The 15,981-nt window shown below is 72.2% G+C and carries 12 protein-coding genes, 1 tRNA gene and 1 other RNA gene; 5 read left to right on the plus strand and 9 right to left on the minus strand.

Annotated features, from left to right (window positions below; all coding sequences use genetic code 11):
• The 4 genes from Q7L65_RS05485 to Q7L65_RS05500 form a co-directional block, all read right to left on the minus strand.
• Nucleotides 1–1,545, minus strand: coding sequence for an oligosaccharide flippase family protein (locus Q7L65_RS05485; protein WP_304719290.1), 1,545 nt, complete (start codon nt 1,543–1,545; stop codon nt 1–3).
• The gene (locus tag Q7L65_RS05490) at nt 1,535–2,605 is read right to left on the minus strand and encodes a glycosyltransferase (RefSeq protein WP_304719291.1); all 1,071 of its coding nucleotides are present in this window, start codon (nt 2,603–2,605) and stop codon (nt 1,535–1,537) included. Before Q7L65_RS05490 ends, Q7L65_RS05485 begins: the two co-directional genes overlap by 11 nt.
• Before the next feature lie 143 nt (nt 2,606–2,748).
• The gene (locus Q7L65_RS05495) at nt 2,749–3,774 is read right to left on the minus strand and encodes a glycosyltransferase (protein WP_304719292.1); all 1,026 of its coding nucleotides are present in this window, start codon (nt 3,772–3,774) and stop codon (nt 2,749–2,751) included.
• A complete protein-coding gene (locus tag Q7L65_RS05500; protein ID WP_304719293.1) occupies nt 3,771–4,949 on the minus strand; it encodes an acyltransferase in 1,179 nt (392 codons plus the stop codon). The genes Q7L65_RS05495 and Q7L65_RS05500 overlap by 4 nt, the downstream gene beginning before the upstream one ends.
• Before the next feature lie 214 nt (nt 4,950–5,163).
• Between Q7L65_RS05500 and Q7L65_RS05505 the strand changes: the two genes are divergently transcribed.
• The 4 genes from Q7L65_RS05505 to Q7L65_RS05520 are packed head-to-tail and all read left to right on the plus strand — an operon-like array spanning nt 5,164 to nt 10,227.
• Nucleotides 5,164–6,315: a glycosyltransferase gene (locus Q7L65_RS05505; protein ID WP_304719294.1), complete on the plus strand. Its 1,152-nt coding sequence runs from the start codon at nt 5,164–5,166 to the stop codon at nt 6,313–6,315.
• Nucleotides 6,312–7,448 carry a glycosyltransferase family 4 protein gene (locus Q7L65_RS05510; protein ID WP_304719295.1) on the plus strand — a complete coding sequence of 379 codons (1,137 nt, stop codon included), beginning with the start codon at nt 6,312–6,314 and terminating at the stop codon, nt 7,446–7,448. Before Q7L65_RS05505 ends, Q7L65_RS05510 begins: the two co-directional genes overlap by 4 nt.
• Nucleotides 7,445–8,890, plus strand: a complete 1,446-nt coding sequence (locus Q7L65_RS05515; protein ID WP_304719296.1) for an O-antigen ligase — start codon at nt 7,445–7,447, stop codon at nt 8,888–8,890. The genes Q7L65_RS05510 and Q7L65_RS05515 overlap by 4 nt, the downstream gene beginning before the upstream one ends.
• Nucleotides 8,887–10,227, plus strand: a complete 1,341-nt coding sequence (locus Q7L65_RS05520) for a hypothetical protein (RefSeq protein ID WP_304719297.1) — start codon at nt 8,887–8,889, stop codon at nt 10,225–10,227. Before Q7L65_RS05515 ends, Q7L65_RS05520 begins: the two co-directional genes overlap by 4 nt.
• A gap of 56 nt (nt 10,228–10,283) precedes the next feature.
• On the opposite strand, the gene Q7L65_RS05525 is transcribed toward Q7L65_RS05520, so the two are convergent.
• The 4 genes from Q7L65_RS05525 to Q7L65_RS05540 form a co-directional block, all read right to left on the minus strand.
• On the minus strand, nt 10,284–11,063 hold the full coding sequence (locus tag Q7L65_RS05525; RefSeq protein WP_304719298.1) for an FkbM family methyltransferase: 780 nt from the start codon (nt 11,061–11,063) through the stop codon (nt 10,284–10,286).
• Between the two features lie 69 nt (nt 11,064–11,132).
• Nucleotides 11,133–12,611, minus strand: coding sequence for a glycoside hydrolase family 26 protein (locus tag Q7L65_RS05530; RefSeq protein WP_304719299.1), 1,479 nt, complete (start codon nt 12,609–12,611; stop codon nt 11,133–11,135).
• Nucleotides 12,612–12,782: 171 nt separating this feature from the next.
• An RNA gene (ffs, locus tag Q7L65_RS05535) (signal recognition particle sRNA large type) lies at nt 12,783–13,049 on the minus strand.
• Between the two features lie 105 nt (nt 13,050–13,154).
• A complete protein-coding gene (locus Q7L65_RS05540; protein WP_304719300.1) occupies nt 13,155–14,108 on the minus strand; it encodes an NAD-dependent epimerase/dehydratase family protein in 954 nt (317 codons plus the stop codon).
• 67 nt (nt 14,109–14,175) lie between these two features.
• Between Q7L65_RS05540 and Q7L65_RS05545 the strand changes: the two genes are divergently transcribed.
• Nucleotides 14,176–14,247 (plus strand) — tRNA-Val (locus Q7L65_RS05545).
• Nucleotides 14,248–14,323: 76 nt separating this feature from the next.
• Here the strand turns inward: Q7L65_RS05545 and Q7L65_RS05550 are convergent.
• Nucleotides 14,324–15,973 (minus strand): trypsin-like serine protease, encoded by a 1,650-nt coding sequence (locus tag Q7L65_RS05550; RefSeq protein ID WP_304719301.1) that lies wholly within the window; start codon nt 15,971–15,973, stop codon nt 14,324–14,326.
• Between the last annotated feature and the right edge of the window lie 8 nt (nt 15,974–15,981).

Below are 15,981 nucleotides of genomic sequence, written 5' to 3' on the forward strand. Positions count from 1 at the left end.
TTAGAAGCGCCCGGCGAGCTTGCGCTTCACGAGCCCGCCCAACTGGCGCCGCTCGTCACCGGTGACGCCGGTGACCGAGAACAGCACGAGGTAGGTGCCGACGGTCGCGATCCCGGCGACGCCGAGCTGCCAGATCCCGTCGTAGGCGAACGAGCGCAGCGCGAAGCCGACCGCCAGCGAGGCCGCGCACGGGATCAGGTGGGCACGCAGGATCGTGAGGATGAACGTCCACAGCGACACGCCGAGCTGGAGGCAGACGTACGGCACGAGCACGAAGAGATGGTTCATCGTCACGCCGACCAGTGTGCCGAGCGCGACGCCCTCGATCCCCATCAGGTGGCCGAGCGCGACGCTGGCGCCGAGGTTCACGACCGCCTCGAAGACGCCGATCAGCGCAGGGAAGCGGACGTTGCCGAGGCCGCGCAGGATGTAGATGCCGACGCGCGAGAAGGAGATCACCAGCGTCGTCAGCGAGAGGAATATGACCACAGCCGCCGCGCCGTCGAAGCCCTCGCCGACCCACGCGTCCAGCGCCGGCTCGGCCAGCACCGAGGTGACGAGCGCCAACGGCAGCGTCAAGCCGACCGACAGGCGCGTGCCGGCCAGCAGCGTGCGCCGGATCGCCTCCTTGTCACCGGAGGCCGACAGCGCCGCCGCGTGCGGGAAGAACATCGCCAGCGCCGGGCCGGTCAACCGCTCGACGAACGCGGCCAGCTTCTGCCCGACGGTGTAGACCGCGACCGCCGGCACGCCCGCGACGAGCGCGACGACGAGCGGGTCGATCCGGATCGTGACGATCTCGACGGTGTCGCTCAGCGCGATCCAGCCCGACATGCTGAGCAGCGGCTTGACCTTTCTGCGCTCGAACGTTCTCGGCCCGATCGGGATCCCGCCCATCAGTCTTCTGACCATCACGTAGCGCACGAGGTTGCCGATCAGGCTGAACGTGATCGTCGCGATCCCCAGCTCGACGATGCCGCCGCCGAACGCGAGGATGACCGCCCACGAGATCGCCTGCGCGAGCGCGACGCCGGTCGCGGTCGCGTTCAGCAGGTCGTAGCGCTGCAGCGCCACGAGCGCGGCGCCGAACGTGTCGCACGGCATCCCGATCGCGAAGTCGACCGTCGACAGCACGACCAGCACCATCGCCGCCGTCTTGAAGCCGTCGGGCAGGTCGAAGATGACGGTGAAGAGGAACGCCAGCGCGGGCGAGACCAGGATCAGCACCGATGCCGGCACCGACAGCGACAGGAACGACGTGGCGATCGTCCGCCGCGCCGACGGCATGTCGCCGGCCGCGTGCTCCTCGGCGACGAACTTCACCGTCGCGCGCGCGAGGCCGAACTGCAGGATCGAGTAGTAGAGGACCGAGGAGGTGACGAGCGTCCAGGTGCCGTACGCCTCCTTGCCGAGCCCTCTCACGAGGATCGGCGTGATCACGATCGCGAGGACGAGCGCGACGAAGGAGTTCAGGTAGTTCCACGTCGCGCTGCGGAAGAAGCGCGCCGGCAGCACGCCATGACGCTTGGGGGCGTCAGCTGCCACCGGAGTACATGCCGAAGCGGCGTTCGGTCTCGTCGTAGCGGTCTCTCGTCAGGCGCTGCGCGAGGCGCGGCGAGACGACGGCGATGCCGGCCTTCAGTCGCGTCAGCGCGCCGAAGCCGTCGCCCTTGACGACGGCGAGCGCGCGCGCGCGCGCGTCCGGGCGGCCGTCCGCGACCGCCGCCTTCGCCTCCAGCAGCAGTCCGCGCCGGCGCGTCGAGACGATCGTCGCCTGCGCGACCGCGCGCTCGGCGGGCGCCAGCGGCTGCACCTTCAGCGTCTCCTGCAGCACGCGGATCTCCTCCTCGGCGCTCGCGCCGCCCTCTGAGGTGATGCTGCCCGGGCTGAGGTGCCAGCGGTAGAGCGGCTCGTCGACCATCCCGACGACCGCGCCGTCGAGCACCAGCCGGATGAAGGCCTCCCAGTCGTAGGCGTGGAAGAAGCGCGCGTCGTAGCCGCCGACGTCGAGCAGTCTCGTGCGGCGGATCGCCGGCCACGCGAAGAAGGCGTGCTGGAGGATCGCCTCGCGCTGCTGCGCGACGGCGAACGGGGTCTCGGCGAGGAAGCGCGCGACGACGCTGCCCTCGTACTCCAGCAGCGTGTCGGTCGCGACCACGTCGAGGTCGGGCCGCGCGACGATCGCGTCCGAGACCGCCTCGACGCGGCGCGGCAGGAATTCGTCGTCCTGGTCCAACTGCAGCACGTACTCGCCGTTGGCCTGGCGCGCCGCCTCGTTCATCGCGCTCGCGGGGCCGCCGTTGGCCTGGCGCACGATCCGGACGTGCGCGCGCAGGTCGCCGAGCGCGGCGGCGAGGTCGTCAGGCGAGCCGTCGTCGCAGATCACGATCTCGTCGGCGGCGAGCGTCTGGTCGAGCACCGAGCGGACGGCCGCGCAGACGACGTCCTTGCCCTTGTAGTAGGGCATGATCACCGAGATCGTCGGGCGCTCGCGCGCGGCGAGCGGCACGCGCACCGCCGGTGCCAGCAGTCGCGACGCGCCGGCCGGACTCGCGGTCGCGGTCGACGGCGTGGATGCGGTGGAAGTGGGCTCGGGCTCGGGCATGGCTGCTCGCTGTCGGTCGCTCGACGGTCCTTCGAGGACACCATCGGCCAGGCAGCGCAACTTCTGAAGTCCGACGCGCACGGCGGGCGCGGGGATGCCGTCAGGAATCCGGTCACACTACCGAGTGCCGCGCGGACGAGTGGTCAGGCGCCGGGATCGGCGCCGAAGCGGCGCTCGATCGCCTGTTCGCCGAAGCGGCCGCCGAGCGCGCGGCGGGCGAGCGACGGCGAGACGACGGTCGCCGCGGCCTTCAGCCGCGTCGGGACCGTGAAGCCGCTGCCGGTCACGACCGCGAACGCGCGGTTGCGCGCGTCGTCGCGACCGTCGGTCAACGCCTCCTTCGCCTCCAGCAGCAGCCCGCGCTGACGCGTCAGCGCGATCGTCGCGTTCGCCTGCGCGAGCTCCTCGGCGGCAAGCGTGTAGCGCTGCATCACGTCCTGCAGCAGCCGTATCTCCTCGGCCGCGTTGAAGGCGCCGTTGGAGCTGATGCTGCCGGGCTGCAGGCGCCAGCGGTAGAGCGGCTCGTCGACCATCCCGACGCTCGCGCCGTCGAGCACGAGCCGGATGAAGCCCGCCCAGTCCGACGTCGCGCGGTAGCGCTCGTCGTAGCCGCCGACGGCCATGAAGCGTGATCTGCGCATCGCCGGCCAGGCGAAGAAGCAGTGCTTCAGCACCGCGACGCGCTGGAACTCGGTCTCGAACGGCGTCGCCTCGCGGAAGCGCACGACCGGCGACCCGTCCAACTCGATCAGCGCGTCGGTCGCGATCACGTCGAGGTCCGGCCGCGCCACGATCGCATCCGAGATCGCCTCGATCCGCGTCGGCATGAAGGTGTCGTCGGAGTCGAGTTGGACGATGAACTCGCCGCTGGCGATCCCGGCGGCGGTGTTCAGCGCCGCCGCCGCGCCGCCGTTCTCCCGCCGCACGACGATCACGCGCTCGCGCAGCGCGCCGAGCGCGCCGTCGAGGTCGTCCGGCGAGCCGTCGTCGCAGATCACGATCTCGTCGGGCGCCAGCGTCTGCTCCAGCGCCGAGGCGACCGCCTCCGCGATCACGTGCGCCGCGCGGTAGTACGGGATCACGACGGAGATCGTCGGCCGCTCGCGCGGGGCGGCGGCCGGCAACGGCGCCGGCGGCGCCAGCAGACGGCGTTGGCCCTGGGTGATCATGCGGATCCTTCCGATGTCGCGGGGACGGCGCTGACGCCGCGATGGCTCTCCGGGCGCTGCGTCTGCGGTGCGGCCTGTCCGGCGCTGCGGATCCGCCGCTCGCGGTCGCGCATCCAGCGCAGCGCGGGCTGCTCGACGTAGCGGTAGGAGAGCGCCGCCACGACGAACATCACGATGAACGCACGAATGCCGGAGCGCCAAGGAACATAGCCCAGCGGCGGCGTGTACGGCGAGATGATCAGGATCGCCGCGTAGTGGTAGAGGTACAGCCCATAGCTGCGCCGGCCGATCCACAGCAGCGGTTTGAACGAGAGCGCCTTCGCCAGCAGCATCTGCGGCCGCAGCACGAGCGCGCCGATCATCGCGCTCGTCGCGAGCGCCATCAGCACGACGCCGTCGTGCTCGTACGGGACCCCGTAGTTCGTCGCGTCGAGGGATATCGGGCGGAACATCAGCACCGCGACGCCGATCGAGCCGAGCGCGGCGAACGCGAGCACGGCGCGTCTGAACTGCGCCAGCCACGTGCCGTACTCGTGCAGGACCGCGGCGAGGGCGCAGCCGCTCAGCAGCTGGCAGATCCGCTGGTCCGGCGCGAAGTAGAGGTAGAACTTGTCCGTGATCAGCTCTTCGCTGACGAGCCGATAGACGATCGCGAGGATCGCCAGCACGACGAGATTGCGCGTCAGCTTCTGCGGCCAGCGCAGCAGCACGAGCAGGAACAGCGGCCACAGCAGGTAGTACCACTCCTCGACGGACAGCGACCACGTGTGCGCCATCGGGCCGAGGTTCCAGTGGAACAGCGCCTGGCCCCACGACGCCGTGTAGGTCGCCGACAGCAGCACGCCGAGCAGCGTCGTCCCGTCCGGGAACGGGCTCAGCAGCGGGCGCACGGAGACGAACTCGTTGACGAGCGTGATCAGCAGCACGCCGACGCACAGCACGGCGAGCGCGGGCAGCAATCGAACAGCGCGGCGCTGCCAGAAAAGCTTCAGGGATATGCGCCCGGTGCCGAAGAACTCCTCGAGCAGCAGCGTCGTGATCAGGAAGCCGCTGAGGACGAAGAAGAGATCGACGGCGTAGAACGCGGAGCCGAACGCAGGGCGACCGGTATGACCCAGTATCACCCACAGGATCCCGATCCCGCGAATGCCGTCGAACGCCGGCTGGTACCGCATCTTCGGGCGGAACGTTCCGGCGGTCTCCGTCTTGAGGATCGGAGTGGTGTCGGGGGATTGCTGAGCTGGTGTATCAGTCACAGATCGACGGGCTTCGATATGAGGTCGGCGATGGTATCGGCAGAACGAAGGCGGACCACAAGTGGATGTGTCAGCACACCTGACGTCTGACCGTGAAGAGACGCCGAGCCGAGCGACCCGTCAGACTTATGGCGTGAGCGTCCCCCGACCGCGCGCCGACAGACGCGCCTGCGCCCGCACTTCCTCGGCCTCTCTGCTCGCGCTGCTCGGCGTCGCGGCGGTCGGCCCTGTCGGCTATCCGGCGTGGCTGGCGTGGCAGACGCGCGGTGCGCGCGACGCCTCTGCGCCGCCCGCCCCGCCCGCGGGCGAGTGGCCCGGGATCACCGTCGTCGTGCCGGCGTACCTGGAGCAGGGCATCATCGCCGCGAAGCTCGACGACGTCGAGCAGGCCGGTTACCCCGGTGAGCTGCAGATCGTCGTGATCGCCGACGATCCCGAGACGGCGGCGGCCGCACGGCGGCCCGGCGTCGAGCTGATCGAGCCGTCGGAGCGCGGCGGCAAGGCGGCGGCGCTGAACCACGGCTTCGGGGCGGCGCGCCACCCGATCGTTGTGATGAGCGACGCCAACGCGATGCTCGTCCCCGGCACGCTGCAGGCGCTCGCGCGCTGGTTCTCCGACCCGACGGTCGGCGCGGTCGCCGGCGAGAAGCGGATCGCCGGCGAGCACGAGGGCGCCTACTGGCGCTTCGAGTCGTGGCTGAAGCGGCGCGAGTCCGCGCGCGGCAGCACGATCGGCCTCGTCGGCGAACTGGGCGCGGTGCGGCGCGACGCCTTCAGACCGCTCCCGACCGACCTCGCCGTCGACGACCTGTGGCTGGCGCTCGACGTGCTCGAGCAGGGCCTGCGGATCGCCTACGAGCCGGACGCCGCCGCGCTCGAGGAGGCCGGCGAGAGCCTGCGCGAGGACTGGGAGCGGCGCACGCGCGTCGTCTCCGGCGCGTTCGACGTGCTGCTGCGGCGGCGCGAGATGCTCGCCCCCGGCAGCCCCGTCGCGATCGAGCTGTGGGGCCATCGGCTCGTGCGCATGTCGGCCGGGCCGATCGCGCACGCCGTGCTGCTGGCGTGGTCGCTGCTGCGGATGCGACGCCGCCCGGCGGCCGCGGCCTTCGCGCTCGGGCACCTCGTCGCCGCGCAGGCGCTCGTGCGCAGCGCCCGCGGCGGGTCCGTCTCCAAGCCCGAGGGGATCGCCGCGCAGGTCCTCTTCCTGCAGATCGTCGCCTTCGGCGGGATGGCGCGCTACCTGCGCCGCGACCGCCCGGCGCTGTGGCCGAAGCAGGCGCGGTGAGCGACCGCCGTCCAGACGTCGTGATCGTCTCCAGCGCGCACGACTTCGCGGGCGCGGAGGTCTACCTGCTGGCGCTGCTGGACGCGCTCGCGGGGCGGCTGCGGATCGAACTGCTGGCCTCCGACCAGGCGCCCGAGGAGCTGCGCCGGCGCGCGCGGCTTGCCGGCGCGACGACGACGCCCGTGCGTGGGCTGGCGCGGCGCCCGTCGCCCGTCGCGGTCGTGCGGCTCGCCCGCGCGCTGCACCGCCGTCGCCCGGCGCTCGTGCACGTCAACCTCAGCGATCAGGGCGACGGCCTCGTCGCGATCGCCGCCGCGCGGCTCGCGCGCGTGCCCGTCAGCGCCACGCTGCACATCGTGCTGCCACAGCGGCGCGCGGTGCTGGAGCGGCTCTCGCGGTTGGCGCTGCGCCAACTGCGCGAGGTCGTCGGCGTCTCCGACGCGGTCGGCGGCTATCTGGAGCGCCAGGGCGCCCGCTTCTCGGTCGTGCGCAACGGCGTCGCGCCACCTGCCGCGGTGCCCGGCGCGCGCGCCCAGCTCGGGCTGGAGGCGGACGACTTCGCGATCGGCGGCGTCGGCCGGCTCGACGCGCAGAAGGGCTGGGACGTGCTGTGCGCAGCGGCGCCGAGCGTGCGCGAGCGGATTCCCACCGCGCGCTTCGTCGTCGTCGGCGACGGGCCCGAGCGCGACGCGCTGCAGGCCGGCGCGGGCGCCGCGGACGTGCGCTTCGCCGGCTACCGCGAGCAGGCGGCCGGGCTGATCGGCGCGTTCGACGTGCTCGCCGTGCCGTCGCGCTACGAGGGCTTCGGGCTCGTCGCGGTCGAGGCGATGCTGGCGGGCGTGCCGGTCGTCGCGTCGCGCACGGGCGGGCTGCCGGAGGTCGTCGGCGACGCCGGCCTGCTGGTCGCGCCCGGTGACGCGGGCGAGCTGGCCGACGCGCTCGTCTCGCTGGCGCAGGATCCGCAGCTGCGCGAGCGGCTCACGCGGCGCGCAGCCGAGCGGGTGCGCGCCCACTTCGGCCACGAGCGGATGGCGCGCGAGACGCTCGCCGCATGGCGCCGCGCCGCGGCTCCGCAGCCGCTGCCGGCAGGACTCGGGGACGAGCGTCCCGAAGAGGCGGTGGCGACCGCATGAGCTCGATCCAACCCATCTTCCTGCTGCTCGGTGCGCTCGTCGCGATCGGCGTCGGCGGCACCGTCTTCCTGTGGCTGGTGCGGCTCACGCGCACGCCGCACGGCGCGGAGAAGGTCGTCGCGCTGCTGCTCGCGCTGCTCGTCGCCGAGTCGGCGATGTACGCGAATCCGAGCGACGTGCCGACAGGCCTCTTCCATCCGGCGGCGGGACCGCTGTCGTTCCGCATCTTCGACCTGCTCGTGCCGGCGGCGATCGTCGCGCGGCTGGTCGCAAGACCGCCGGCGCAGCTGATCTCCGTGCAGACGCTCGCCTGGAGCGCCTTCCTCGTGTGGCTCACCGGCGCCGCCGTCAACGGCTTCCTGCTCGGCAACTCGACCGGCCTGATCGCCTACCACGCGAAGGCGATCATCTACATCGGCACGTTCGTGCTGGTCGCGGCCGTGCCGGCCGACCGCTGGCTGCAGAGCCGCTCGCTGCGGATCGTCGTCTGCACCTCCTCGGCGGTCGCGCTGGTACTGATGCTGACCTCGCAGATGGGGATCGGCATCTCGCTCGCGCTGCCGCTCGTGCCGCTCGTGGGCCTCGGCGGGCTCGGCAGCGACATGGCCACGATCTTCGCGGTGATGGGCCTGGTGACGTTCGCGGTCGGCCTCTGCAGCCCGGAGCACCGCCTGCGCACGATCGGCGTGGCGCTGCCGATGCTGCTGGCGCCGCTGGCCTCCGGCCAGCGCGCGGCGATGATCGGGCTCGGCGCCTCGGTCGTCGCGTGCATGCTGATCGGGCCGTTCGCGATGCGCAACGTGCGCCTGACGCTCGCCGAACTGGGCGTCGGGACGCTCGCCGCCGTGGGTCTCGTGACCGCCGTGCTGCTCGCCGGCTCGCTGAGCCCGGCAGTCAGCGACAAGCTGCCGATCGCGAGACAGATACAGGAGACCTTCACCAGCCGTGGAAAACAGCTCTCCGAGCAAGACCGGGTGAACCAATGGGCACAGGCGCGCGAACTGATCGCACAGCGCCCGGTGTTCGGCTGGGGACTCGCCAAGCAGTACAACTACTACTCTCCCGGTTTCTACGAATTCATGACGACCGATCTCACGCACAACATAGGTCTGGATCTGCTGCTCCGGACCGGGATAGTCGGCCTGCTGCTGTTCGTCGTCGCGGTCGCGACGACCGTGCGTGACGGCGTGCTGACCTGGCTGCGTGACGTCGACGGCCGAATAGCCGCGCTCGGGCTCGCCTGCTTCGGCGCCCTGCTCGGGCTGATCACGAAGGGCATGTTCGAGTCGATCTTCGAGAAGTACCGGCTCGCCCTGGTGATAGGCGCGCTCGTCGGGCTCTCGCTGAGCGTCTCCGCCGCGCGGCGCACCGCCCCGGCGACCGCGCCGCGGCGCCTCCCGCTCGACTTCTCCGATCCCCGACGCGAGGCGCTGGTCCGGTGACCCCCGGCGACATCTCACGCGCGCTGCGGCGCTTCTGGCCGCTCTCGCTCGGCGTCCTGGCGCTGTTCATCGCGCTCGGCGCGGCCGCCGCGCTGCTGCCGACGAAGAAGTACACCGCCAGCGCGCTGATGTTCGTGCAGCCGACGAACATCCAGTCGCCGAACTTCAGCACCGGCACGCTCGACCTGCTGCTGCCGACGGTCGTCCAGCAGGTCTCGACGCGCCGCTTCACCGACGCCGTGCGCGGCAGCAGCTCGCGCCCGCTCGGCGACACGTCGCTGACCGCCACGGCCGAGCCGGGCACCGGCGTGCTGAAGATCACCGCCGAGAGCACCGATCCGCAGGCCGCCGCCGTCGCCGCCAACGTCGCGACCGCCGAGCTGCGCGTCAACCCGATCTCGACCGCGATCAGATACTCCGTGCTCGACCCAGCGGTCGCGCCGACGGCGCCGTCGAGCCCGAAGCGGGGGCCGATCCTGGTCGGCTGCCTCGTGCTCGGCCTGATCGCCGCGATCTTCGCCGCCCTCGTCGCCGACTCGCTGCGCAAGCGCGTCTCCGGCGCGGAGGCCGTGCGCCAGGGCTTCGGCCTCACGGTGCTCGGCGAGATCACGCGCAGCCGCCGCGTCCGCCAGCAGCCGAGGGCGCTGTTTCGCGACATGAAGTCGCGCGAGGTCGCCGAGGAGTACCAGCGCCTGCGCACCAACTTCGAGCTGCTGTCCGGCGACGTCCACACCGTCGCGGTGACGTCGTGGGCGCAGGGCGAGGGCAAGACGACGGTCGTGGCGAACCTCGGCTGGCTGCTGGCCTCGATGGGCCGCCAGGTGACGATCGTCGACTTCGACCTGCGGCGCCCGTCGGTCCACATGCCGTTCGGCCTCGACGTGCGCGACGGCGTCGCGGACGTCGCCGACATCGCGGACGGCGGCGCGCGCGGCTCGCACACGTCGGTGCGGCCGAAGGCGACCGCCCAGCCCGGCCTCGAGATCCTCACCGGCGGCGCGCTCACCGACCAGCCCGCGCGCGTGATCGAGAACGCCTACCCGCTGATCGTCGAGACCTTCCCGGACCGGCTGCTGCTGATCGACACGCCGCCGCTGCAGGCGGCCGAGACGGCGCTGATCGCCTCGATGGTCGACGCGCTCGTCATCGTGATCGACGTGCGCCGCCGCGAGCCGTCCGAGCTGGAGGCGCTGCTGCAGGTGCTGAAGCTGACGCAGACGCGGATCCTCGGCGTCGTGCTCAACCAGGTCCGCGGCAGCTCGCGCCAGCGCCAGATCTCCGACTACTACGCGCGCCCGGCCCAGAGCCAGACGCCGGAGCGGCCCGCCTCGTGGTGAGCCGCCGCGGGCGCTGACGCCCGCCGCTTCGCAGCCCGCTTCGCTCCGCCCCGCTCCTAGGAGCGCGCGAAGAAGTTCCAGTAGCTGCCCAGCTCGAAGACCTCCTCGAGCTGGTCGCGGCTGTAGGGGCCGCCGCCGTCCATGTCGAAGATCCGCAGGCCGGCGCGGTCGGCCAACAGCGCGTGGACGTCGCCCGGGGTCGTCCCGTACGCGGGCGCGCCGCCCTTGCCGTGCTCGAAGACGACGAGCGGCTTGTGACGCTCCAGCATCTCGATCGCGCCGGCCAGCACGCCGCCCTCGGCGCCCTCGACGTCGATCTTCACGAACGCCGGCACAAAGCCTTCGGGCAGCTCGTCGTCGAGCCGCTCGATCCGCACGCGGATCTGCTCCAGCTCCTCCTGCCCCGGATACGTGCGCTGCTTCAGGCCGCTGTAGCCGGAGTGGCTCTTGACGTGCGTGAAGTCGGCCTCGCCCTGTTCGTCGGCGAGGGCGGCGCAGCGCACGTCGACGGCCGGGAAGCGGCGTCTGAGGTCGGCCGCGAGGCCGGGGATCGGCTCGTAGGCGATGTGTCTGCCCGCGGGCGCGACGCGCATGATCTCCTGCAGCACGCGGCCCTCGTTGGCGCCGATGTCGATCGCGCTCGCGTCGGCGGCGAGCGCGGCGCTGACGAGCAGCTCGAGCGCTTCGTTGTCGCGCCGGTCCCGTCTGGCGTATCTCGACTCGACGAGTCGGGCCGCGCGGCGCGCCTGGGGCGCGAACGGGGATCTCAGCACGAGGCGCCGGGCGGCCGCCCGGGCCGCCTCCAGCGAGGAGGTCATTGACGGCCGGTCGCTCATCGCCGCAAGGATACCTGTGGGCACCCGTGGAAATGCGCGAACGGCCGCGTGACAGCGATCAGGCCGGAACTAGGAGCGCTTGGAGTCGGAGCGCTTGCTGCTCGAGCGCTTGGTGCTCGAGCGCTTCGCCTGCGGCTTGGAGGCGGAGCGGGCGCGGGCCGCCTTGCTGCTCTTGGAGGACGACTTGCTGTTGCGCGAGTTGTTGTTGCGCCCCTTCGACGACTTCGTGCTTCTGGAGCTTCTCGAGCTTCTCGACGGCGCGCTGGGTCTCGCGGGCGTGGTCGGCGTGCTCGGTCTCGCGGGCGTCGTGGGGGTCGTCGGCGTGGTGGGCGTCGTCGGCGTCGTCGGTCTCGTGGGGGTCGTCGGCGTCGTGGGGGTCGTCGGCGTCGTGGGGGTCGTCGGCGTCGTCGGCGGGGCGGGCGTCGTCGGCGTAGTCGGCGGGGCGGGCGTCGTCGGCGTAGTCGGCGGGGCGGGCGTCGTCGGCGTCGTCGGCGGGGTGGGCGTCGTCGGAGTCGTCGGCGTGGTCGGCGTCGTGTCGGCGCCGGCGCCGAACAGCGTCTTGAAGCGCGCGGCGGACTGCGGGAACTCGCCGCCCATCAGGGAGTGCTCACCGTCGGGCGCGTCGAACTCGAAGTAGATGTGGTACGCGACGTTGTTGGCGGCGAACCAGTCGTTCATCTCCTGGATGAAGAGCGGTGCATCGCCGCCACCGTAGCCGTCGGGACGGGTCGAGACGCCCCATTCCGGGAAGGTCATCGGCTTGTTGTGCGCGGCGGCGAAGTCACGGTGCCAGGCGAGGCCGAACTTCTGGTCGCGGTTGGAGCTCCAACGCGACGCGGCAACCTTGCGATCGGCGATCCAGCTGGCGTCGTAGTAGTCCATGCCGATGTAGTCGACGTACTCGTCGCCCGGGTAGGCGGCCGACGGATCGAGCGGCTTGCCGCCGACGGAGGAGCTGCCGCAGTTCATCGTGAAGTCGAACTTCAGGCCCGGTGCGACCGCGCGCATCGAGGTGACGATGTTGCGCCAGTAGGAGGCGTAGTTGGCCGTGCCGTTCTTGATCGACCAGCTGTACCAGTCGCCGTTCATCTCCCAGCCGAGGCGCAGCGTCGCGCTGCTCTGGCCCTTGGCGACGAGCGTCTGCGCCAGCTTGGTCCAGTGGGAGTTGTAGGCGCCGGTCGCGCCCTGGGCGAGCGTGGCGCCGGAGTCCGGCAGCATCGGGATCGAGAAGACCATTCTGTAGCTGGAGCCGGCCCACTGACCGATGAACCAGTCCGGCTTCTCGATGTCGGTCCAGCTGGCGCCCGAGATGAAGTCCATCGCGTAGGTCGGCTTGCGGCCGAGCCAGTTGGAGAAGCGATCTGCCCCGGCCTTGTTTCCTCCACCTGCGTACACACCAAGCGTTCCAGCCGGAGAAGCGGCGTTCGCGGCTGTAGCACTCAACGCGCTGATGCCGATCGCGCAGACCAGCAGCAGGATGACGGTGCGGGCGGCCGAGCGGATGCTGCGGCGGCGGGCGGTGGAGGACTTCTGAACCAGGGATCGCATGTCCCCTGGTGTCGGACCCGACCCGTGCTCTCACGGTGGATCTGGACGATCTCTGGACGTATGACTGACAGTGCCAAATCGCCGTTTCTGGACGTTCGTTCTAGTCGCCGCGGGGCGGCTTTGCCGCCGCGCGGGCCCTCGAAAACGAGGGTCAGAGCGCCAAAAAGCGGACCGTGCACCCTCCGTCGAGACAGGTTCCCGAGCGCGTTTCTGCCGATCGACTCCGGCCAGGCACCCCCGCAACGCGTGACGGGAACCGTTTAAGGCTGCTTCCTTCCGGACCTGACCTGGTTCGCGGGCCGTCACCGCGCGGGACCCGGCCATCAACGTCTTCGTACAGCACGCTGGCCTCGGGAGCCGGTGTCCCTCGGGAGGGAATTCAGCTCTGCTAGAGCGGATTGCAGATACAGGGCACCGCTACCTCCCCGCCTAGCACGGTCCGCGGGGGATCATACCTGCGGGTGGAGGCGCGGGGGCTACGGTGCCGCCGTGACCGGGCGCCGGGCGGGCGGACGGCGCCGAACGGCCGGCGGGCGCCGCGGCTCAGCGCGTTCCGACAGCGCCCGCGCCGACATGCGCGAGCGTCTTGAGGAGTCCCTCGGCGAGCGGCACGCGCGGCTCCCAGCCCAACTGCTCGCGCGCGCGAGTGACGTCGAGGCAACTGCGACCGACCTCGCCGGCGCGCGGCGGCTCAAAGCGCGGCGTGAACGCAGCCGCGTCGTCGCCGAGGCCGCGCACGACCTCGACCAGATCCAGCACGGAGGTCTCGACGCCCGTGCCGACGTTCCAGGGGCCGGCGGCATCGGCGCCGGCTGCCGTCAGGTTCGCGCGCACGACGTCCTCGACATAGACGTAGTCGCGCGTCTGCCGCCCGTCGCCGAAGACGGTCGGCTGCCCGCCGCTGGCGAGCTTGCCGCAGAAGATCGCGATCACGCCGCCCTCGCCGAGCGGGTCCTGGCGCGGGCCGTAGACGTTGGAGTAGCGCAGCACGGCCGTGGAGAGGCCGCGCAACGACGTGAACAGCCGCGCGTAGCCCTCCCCCGCGTATTTCGCCTGCCCGTACGGCGACAGCGGGCGGATCGGCGCGTCCTCGGGCGTCGGGACCGTGTCGGCCTCGCCGTAGATCGCGCCGCCGGTGGAGGAGAGCACGACGCGGCGCGCACCGGCCACCCGCGCCGCCTCCAGCACGTTGACGGTCCCCTCGACGTTGATGCGCGCGTCGGCGGCCGGATCGGCGACCGAGCGGCGCACGTCGATCTGCGCGGCGAGGTGGAAGACGACATCCGGTCTAGCGGCCGCGAACGCCGCGTTCAGCTCGTCCGCCGCGACGATGTCCAGTCGCAGCAGCGTCGCACCCGCGGCGAGCGCTGCCGTCAGGTTCTCGCTGCGACCGGTCGAGAGGTCGTCGACGACGGTGACACGGTCCCCGCGCGCGAGCAGCGCATCGACGATGTTGGAGCCGATGAAGCCGGCCCCGCCGGTCACGAGAGCATGCACGCCGTGGAGGCTAGAGGACCACGGCGCGCCACGCCACCGTCGGCCGTCACGTACAATCCCGCACAGAGGGCGCGTAGCTCAGTGGGAGAGCGCTCGCTTCACACGCGAGAGGTCGGTGGTTCGAAACCACCCGCGCCCATCAGTGCAGAGGGCCCGCCGATGGCGGGCCTTCTGCGTTCGTCGGGCCAGACCGCCGCCCAGCGGGCGCGGCAGGCTCAGCGCCGGCGCGCGAGCTGCAGGGTCTTCGTCGTCGTGGCGCTGCCGGCGGTCGCGGTCGCGGTTATGCGCAGGGCACGACCGGCGGCGACCAGTTGACGGCCGCGGCGCGTGAGTCTGACCGTCAGGGTGCGCGTCGCGGGGGCGCTGAAGGACGCGCTCGCGCTGCCGAGCTGGACCGGCGCACGCACGCCGCGCACGAGCGTGGTCAGCAGCACGCGGACGCTGCCGCGACCGCCGTCCAGCCGCGTCGGCATCCGCAGGCCGACGCCCCGCGGCGCGCGCGTCAGGCGCACGACGGTCGCGCGCACGGCGGCGGAGCGCTTGCCTGCACCCGGGAGCGGCTGCGGGGCCGGCGGCGCCGGGGCGACCGGCGGAAGCGGGTCGGTCGGCGGAAGCGGTTCGGCCGGCGGCGCAGGCGGGGGGTCGTACGGCGGGATCGGATCGTCCGGCTCGCCGGACTCGAACGGCCAGTCGGCGCTCGGTGTCGCGTCGCCGAGCAGGATCGGCGACCCGCCGGCCGCAGCGTCGGTGTCGAGCTGCAGCTCGGCGAAGCGGTCGGCGGCGGCGAGCGCCCGCGTCGGGCGGATCGTCACCGCGCAGCTCTGGCCGGGCACCAGGCTCGCGCGGGTGCAGCCGTCGGCGATCAGCTCGAAGGCGCCCGCGTCGGCACCGCTGAGCCTGACGCCGGCGATCGCGAGCGGCGCGCTGCCGCTGCTGGTGAGGCTGACCGTGCGCGACGTGGCGGCAGCGCCGCGGTCCCAGCGCAGCATCGGCGCGTCGGCCGTCGCGACGGCGGCCCAGCCGATCGTCGCGTCGATCCACGGACGGAACGCCACGATGCGGCCGTAGATGCCCGGGTAGCCGGCCTCGGCGCAGCCGTAGCCGGTGCTGACGTCGCCGACCAGCAGCGGCCGGCCGGCCGCGTCGGTGACCGTCAACGGACCGCCGCTGTCACCCTGGCAGGAGTCGATCCCGCCTCTGACGAGGTCGCCGGCGCAGAGCTGCGAGCTGGCAGCGAAGAAGTCCCCGTAGACGTTCGCGCAGTCGGCGTCGGCGACGAGCGGCACGTCGACCTCACGCGCGTCGAGCGGGTAGTCGTCCCCGGTCGTGCTGACGTTTCCCCAGCCGGCGACGTGCGCGATCGCGCCCGGCGTCGTCCACAGCGACGCCAGCGACGGCGCCGCCAGCGCCGTCGCGGGCGCGCCGATCGGGCTCGCCAGCCGCAGCAGCGCGACATCCCAGAGCGACGAGTCCGGATCCCAGCCGGGGTTCACGGAGATCGCCTCGACGGCGATGCGCGTGCCGAGTCCCGGCGACAGTCTCTTGGTGCCGGTCAGCACCTCGACCGCGCTCGGCAGCGTGCCGCCGTCGACGCAGTGGGCGGCCGTCAGCACCCACTCGGGCGCGACCACCGTGCCGCCGCAGAACTGCGCCGACCACGGGTCGGGCACGTCGCTCTGGAGCAGCGCGACCAGCGACGGCCAGCTCGACGCGGCGACCTGCGTGCCGCCGATGATGCGCGGCGTCGGCGCCGTGCCCTTGCCGGTCGCCGCGGCAGAGGCCGCCGCACTCGCGGGCGCCGCCGCGACCGTGCCGACCAGCAGCGCTGCAACTGCCGTCCTGCCGAGGAATCCGTTCCACGTCATGCGCTTCG

The organism is Conexibacter sp. CPCC 206217 (assembly GCF_030646165.1).
Taxonomy (GTDB): domain Bacteria; phylum Actinomycetota; class Thermoleophilia; order Solirubrobacterales; family Solirubrobacteraceae; genus Conexibacter.

What these genes read in the sequence shown, in the direction of transcription:
- Q7L65_RS05525 (WP_304719298.1), bottom strand. Translation starts at nt 11,063, where the DNA reads ATGAGCGACCGGCCGTCAATGACCTCCTCGCTGGAGGCGGCCCGGGCG.
- Q7L65_RS05515 (WP_304719296.1), top strand. Translation starts at nt 7,445, where the DNA reads ATGAGCTCGATCCAACCCATCTTCCTGCTGCTCGGTGCGCTCGTCGCG.
- Q7L65_RS05495 (WP_304719292.1), bottom strand. Translation starts at nt 3,774, where the DNA reads ATGATCACCCAGGGCCAACGCCGTCTGCTGGCGCCGCCGGCGCCGTTG.
- Q7L65_RS05530 (WP_304719299.1), bottom strand. Translation starts at nt 12,611, where the DNA reads ATGCGATCCCTGGTTCAGAAGTCCTCCACCGCCCGCCGCCGCAGCATC.
- Q7L65_RS05550 (WP_304719301.1), bottom strand. Translation starts at nt 15,973, where the DNA reads ATGACGTGGAACGGATTCCTCGGCAGGACGGCAGTTGCAGCGCTGCTG.
- Q7L65_RS05500 (WP_304719293.1), bottom strand. Translation starts at nt 4,949, where the DNA reads ATGCGGTACCAGCCGGCGTTCGACGGCATTCGCGGGATCGGGATCCTG.
- Q7L65_RS05490 (WP_304719291.1), bottom strand. Translation starts at nt 2,605, where the DNA reads ATGCCCGAGCCCGAGCCCACTTCCACCGCATCCACGCCGTCGACCGCG.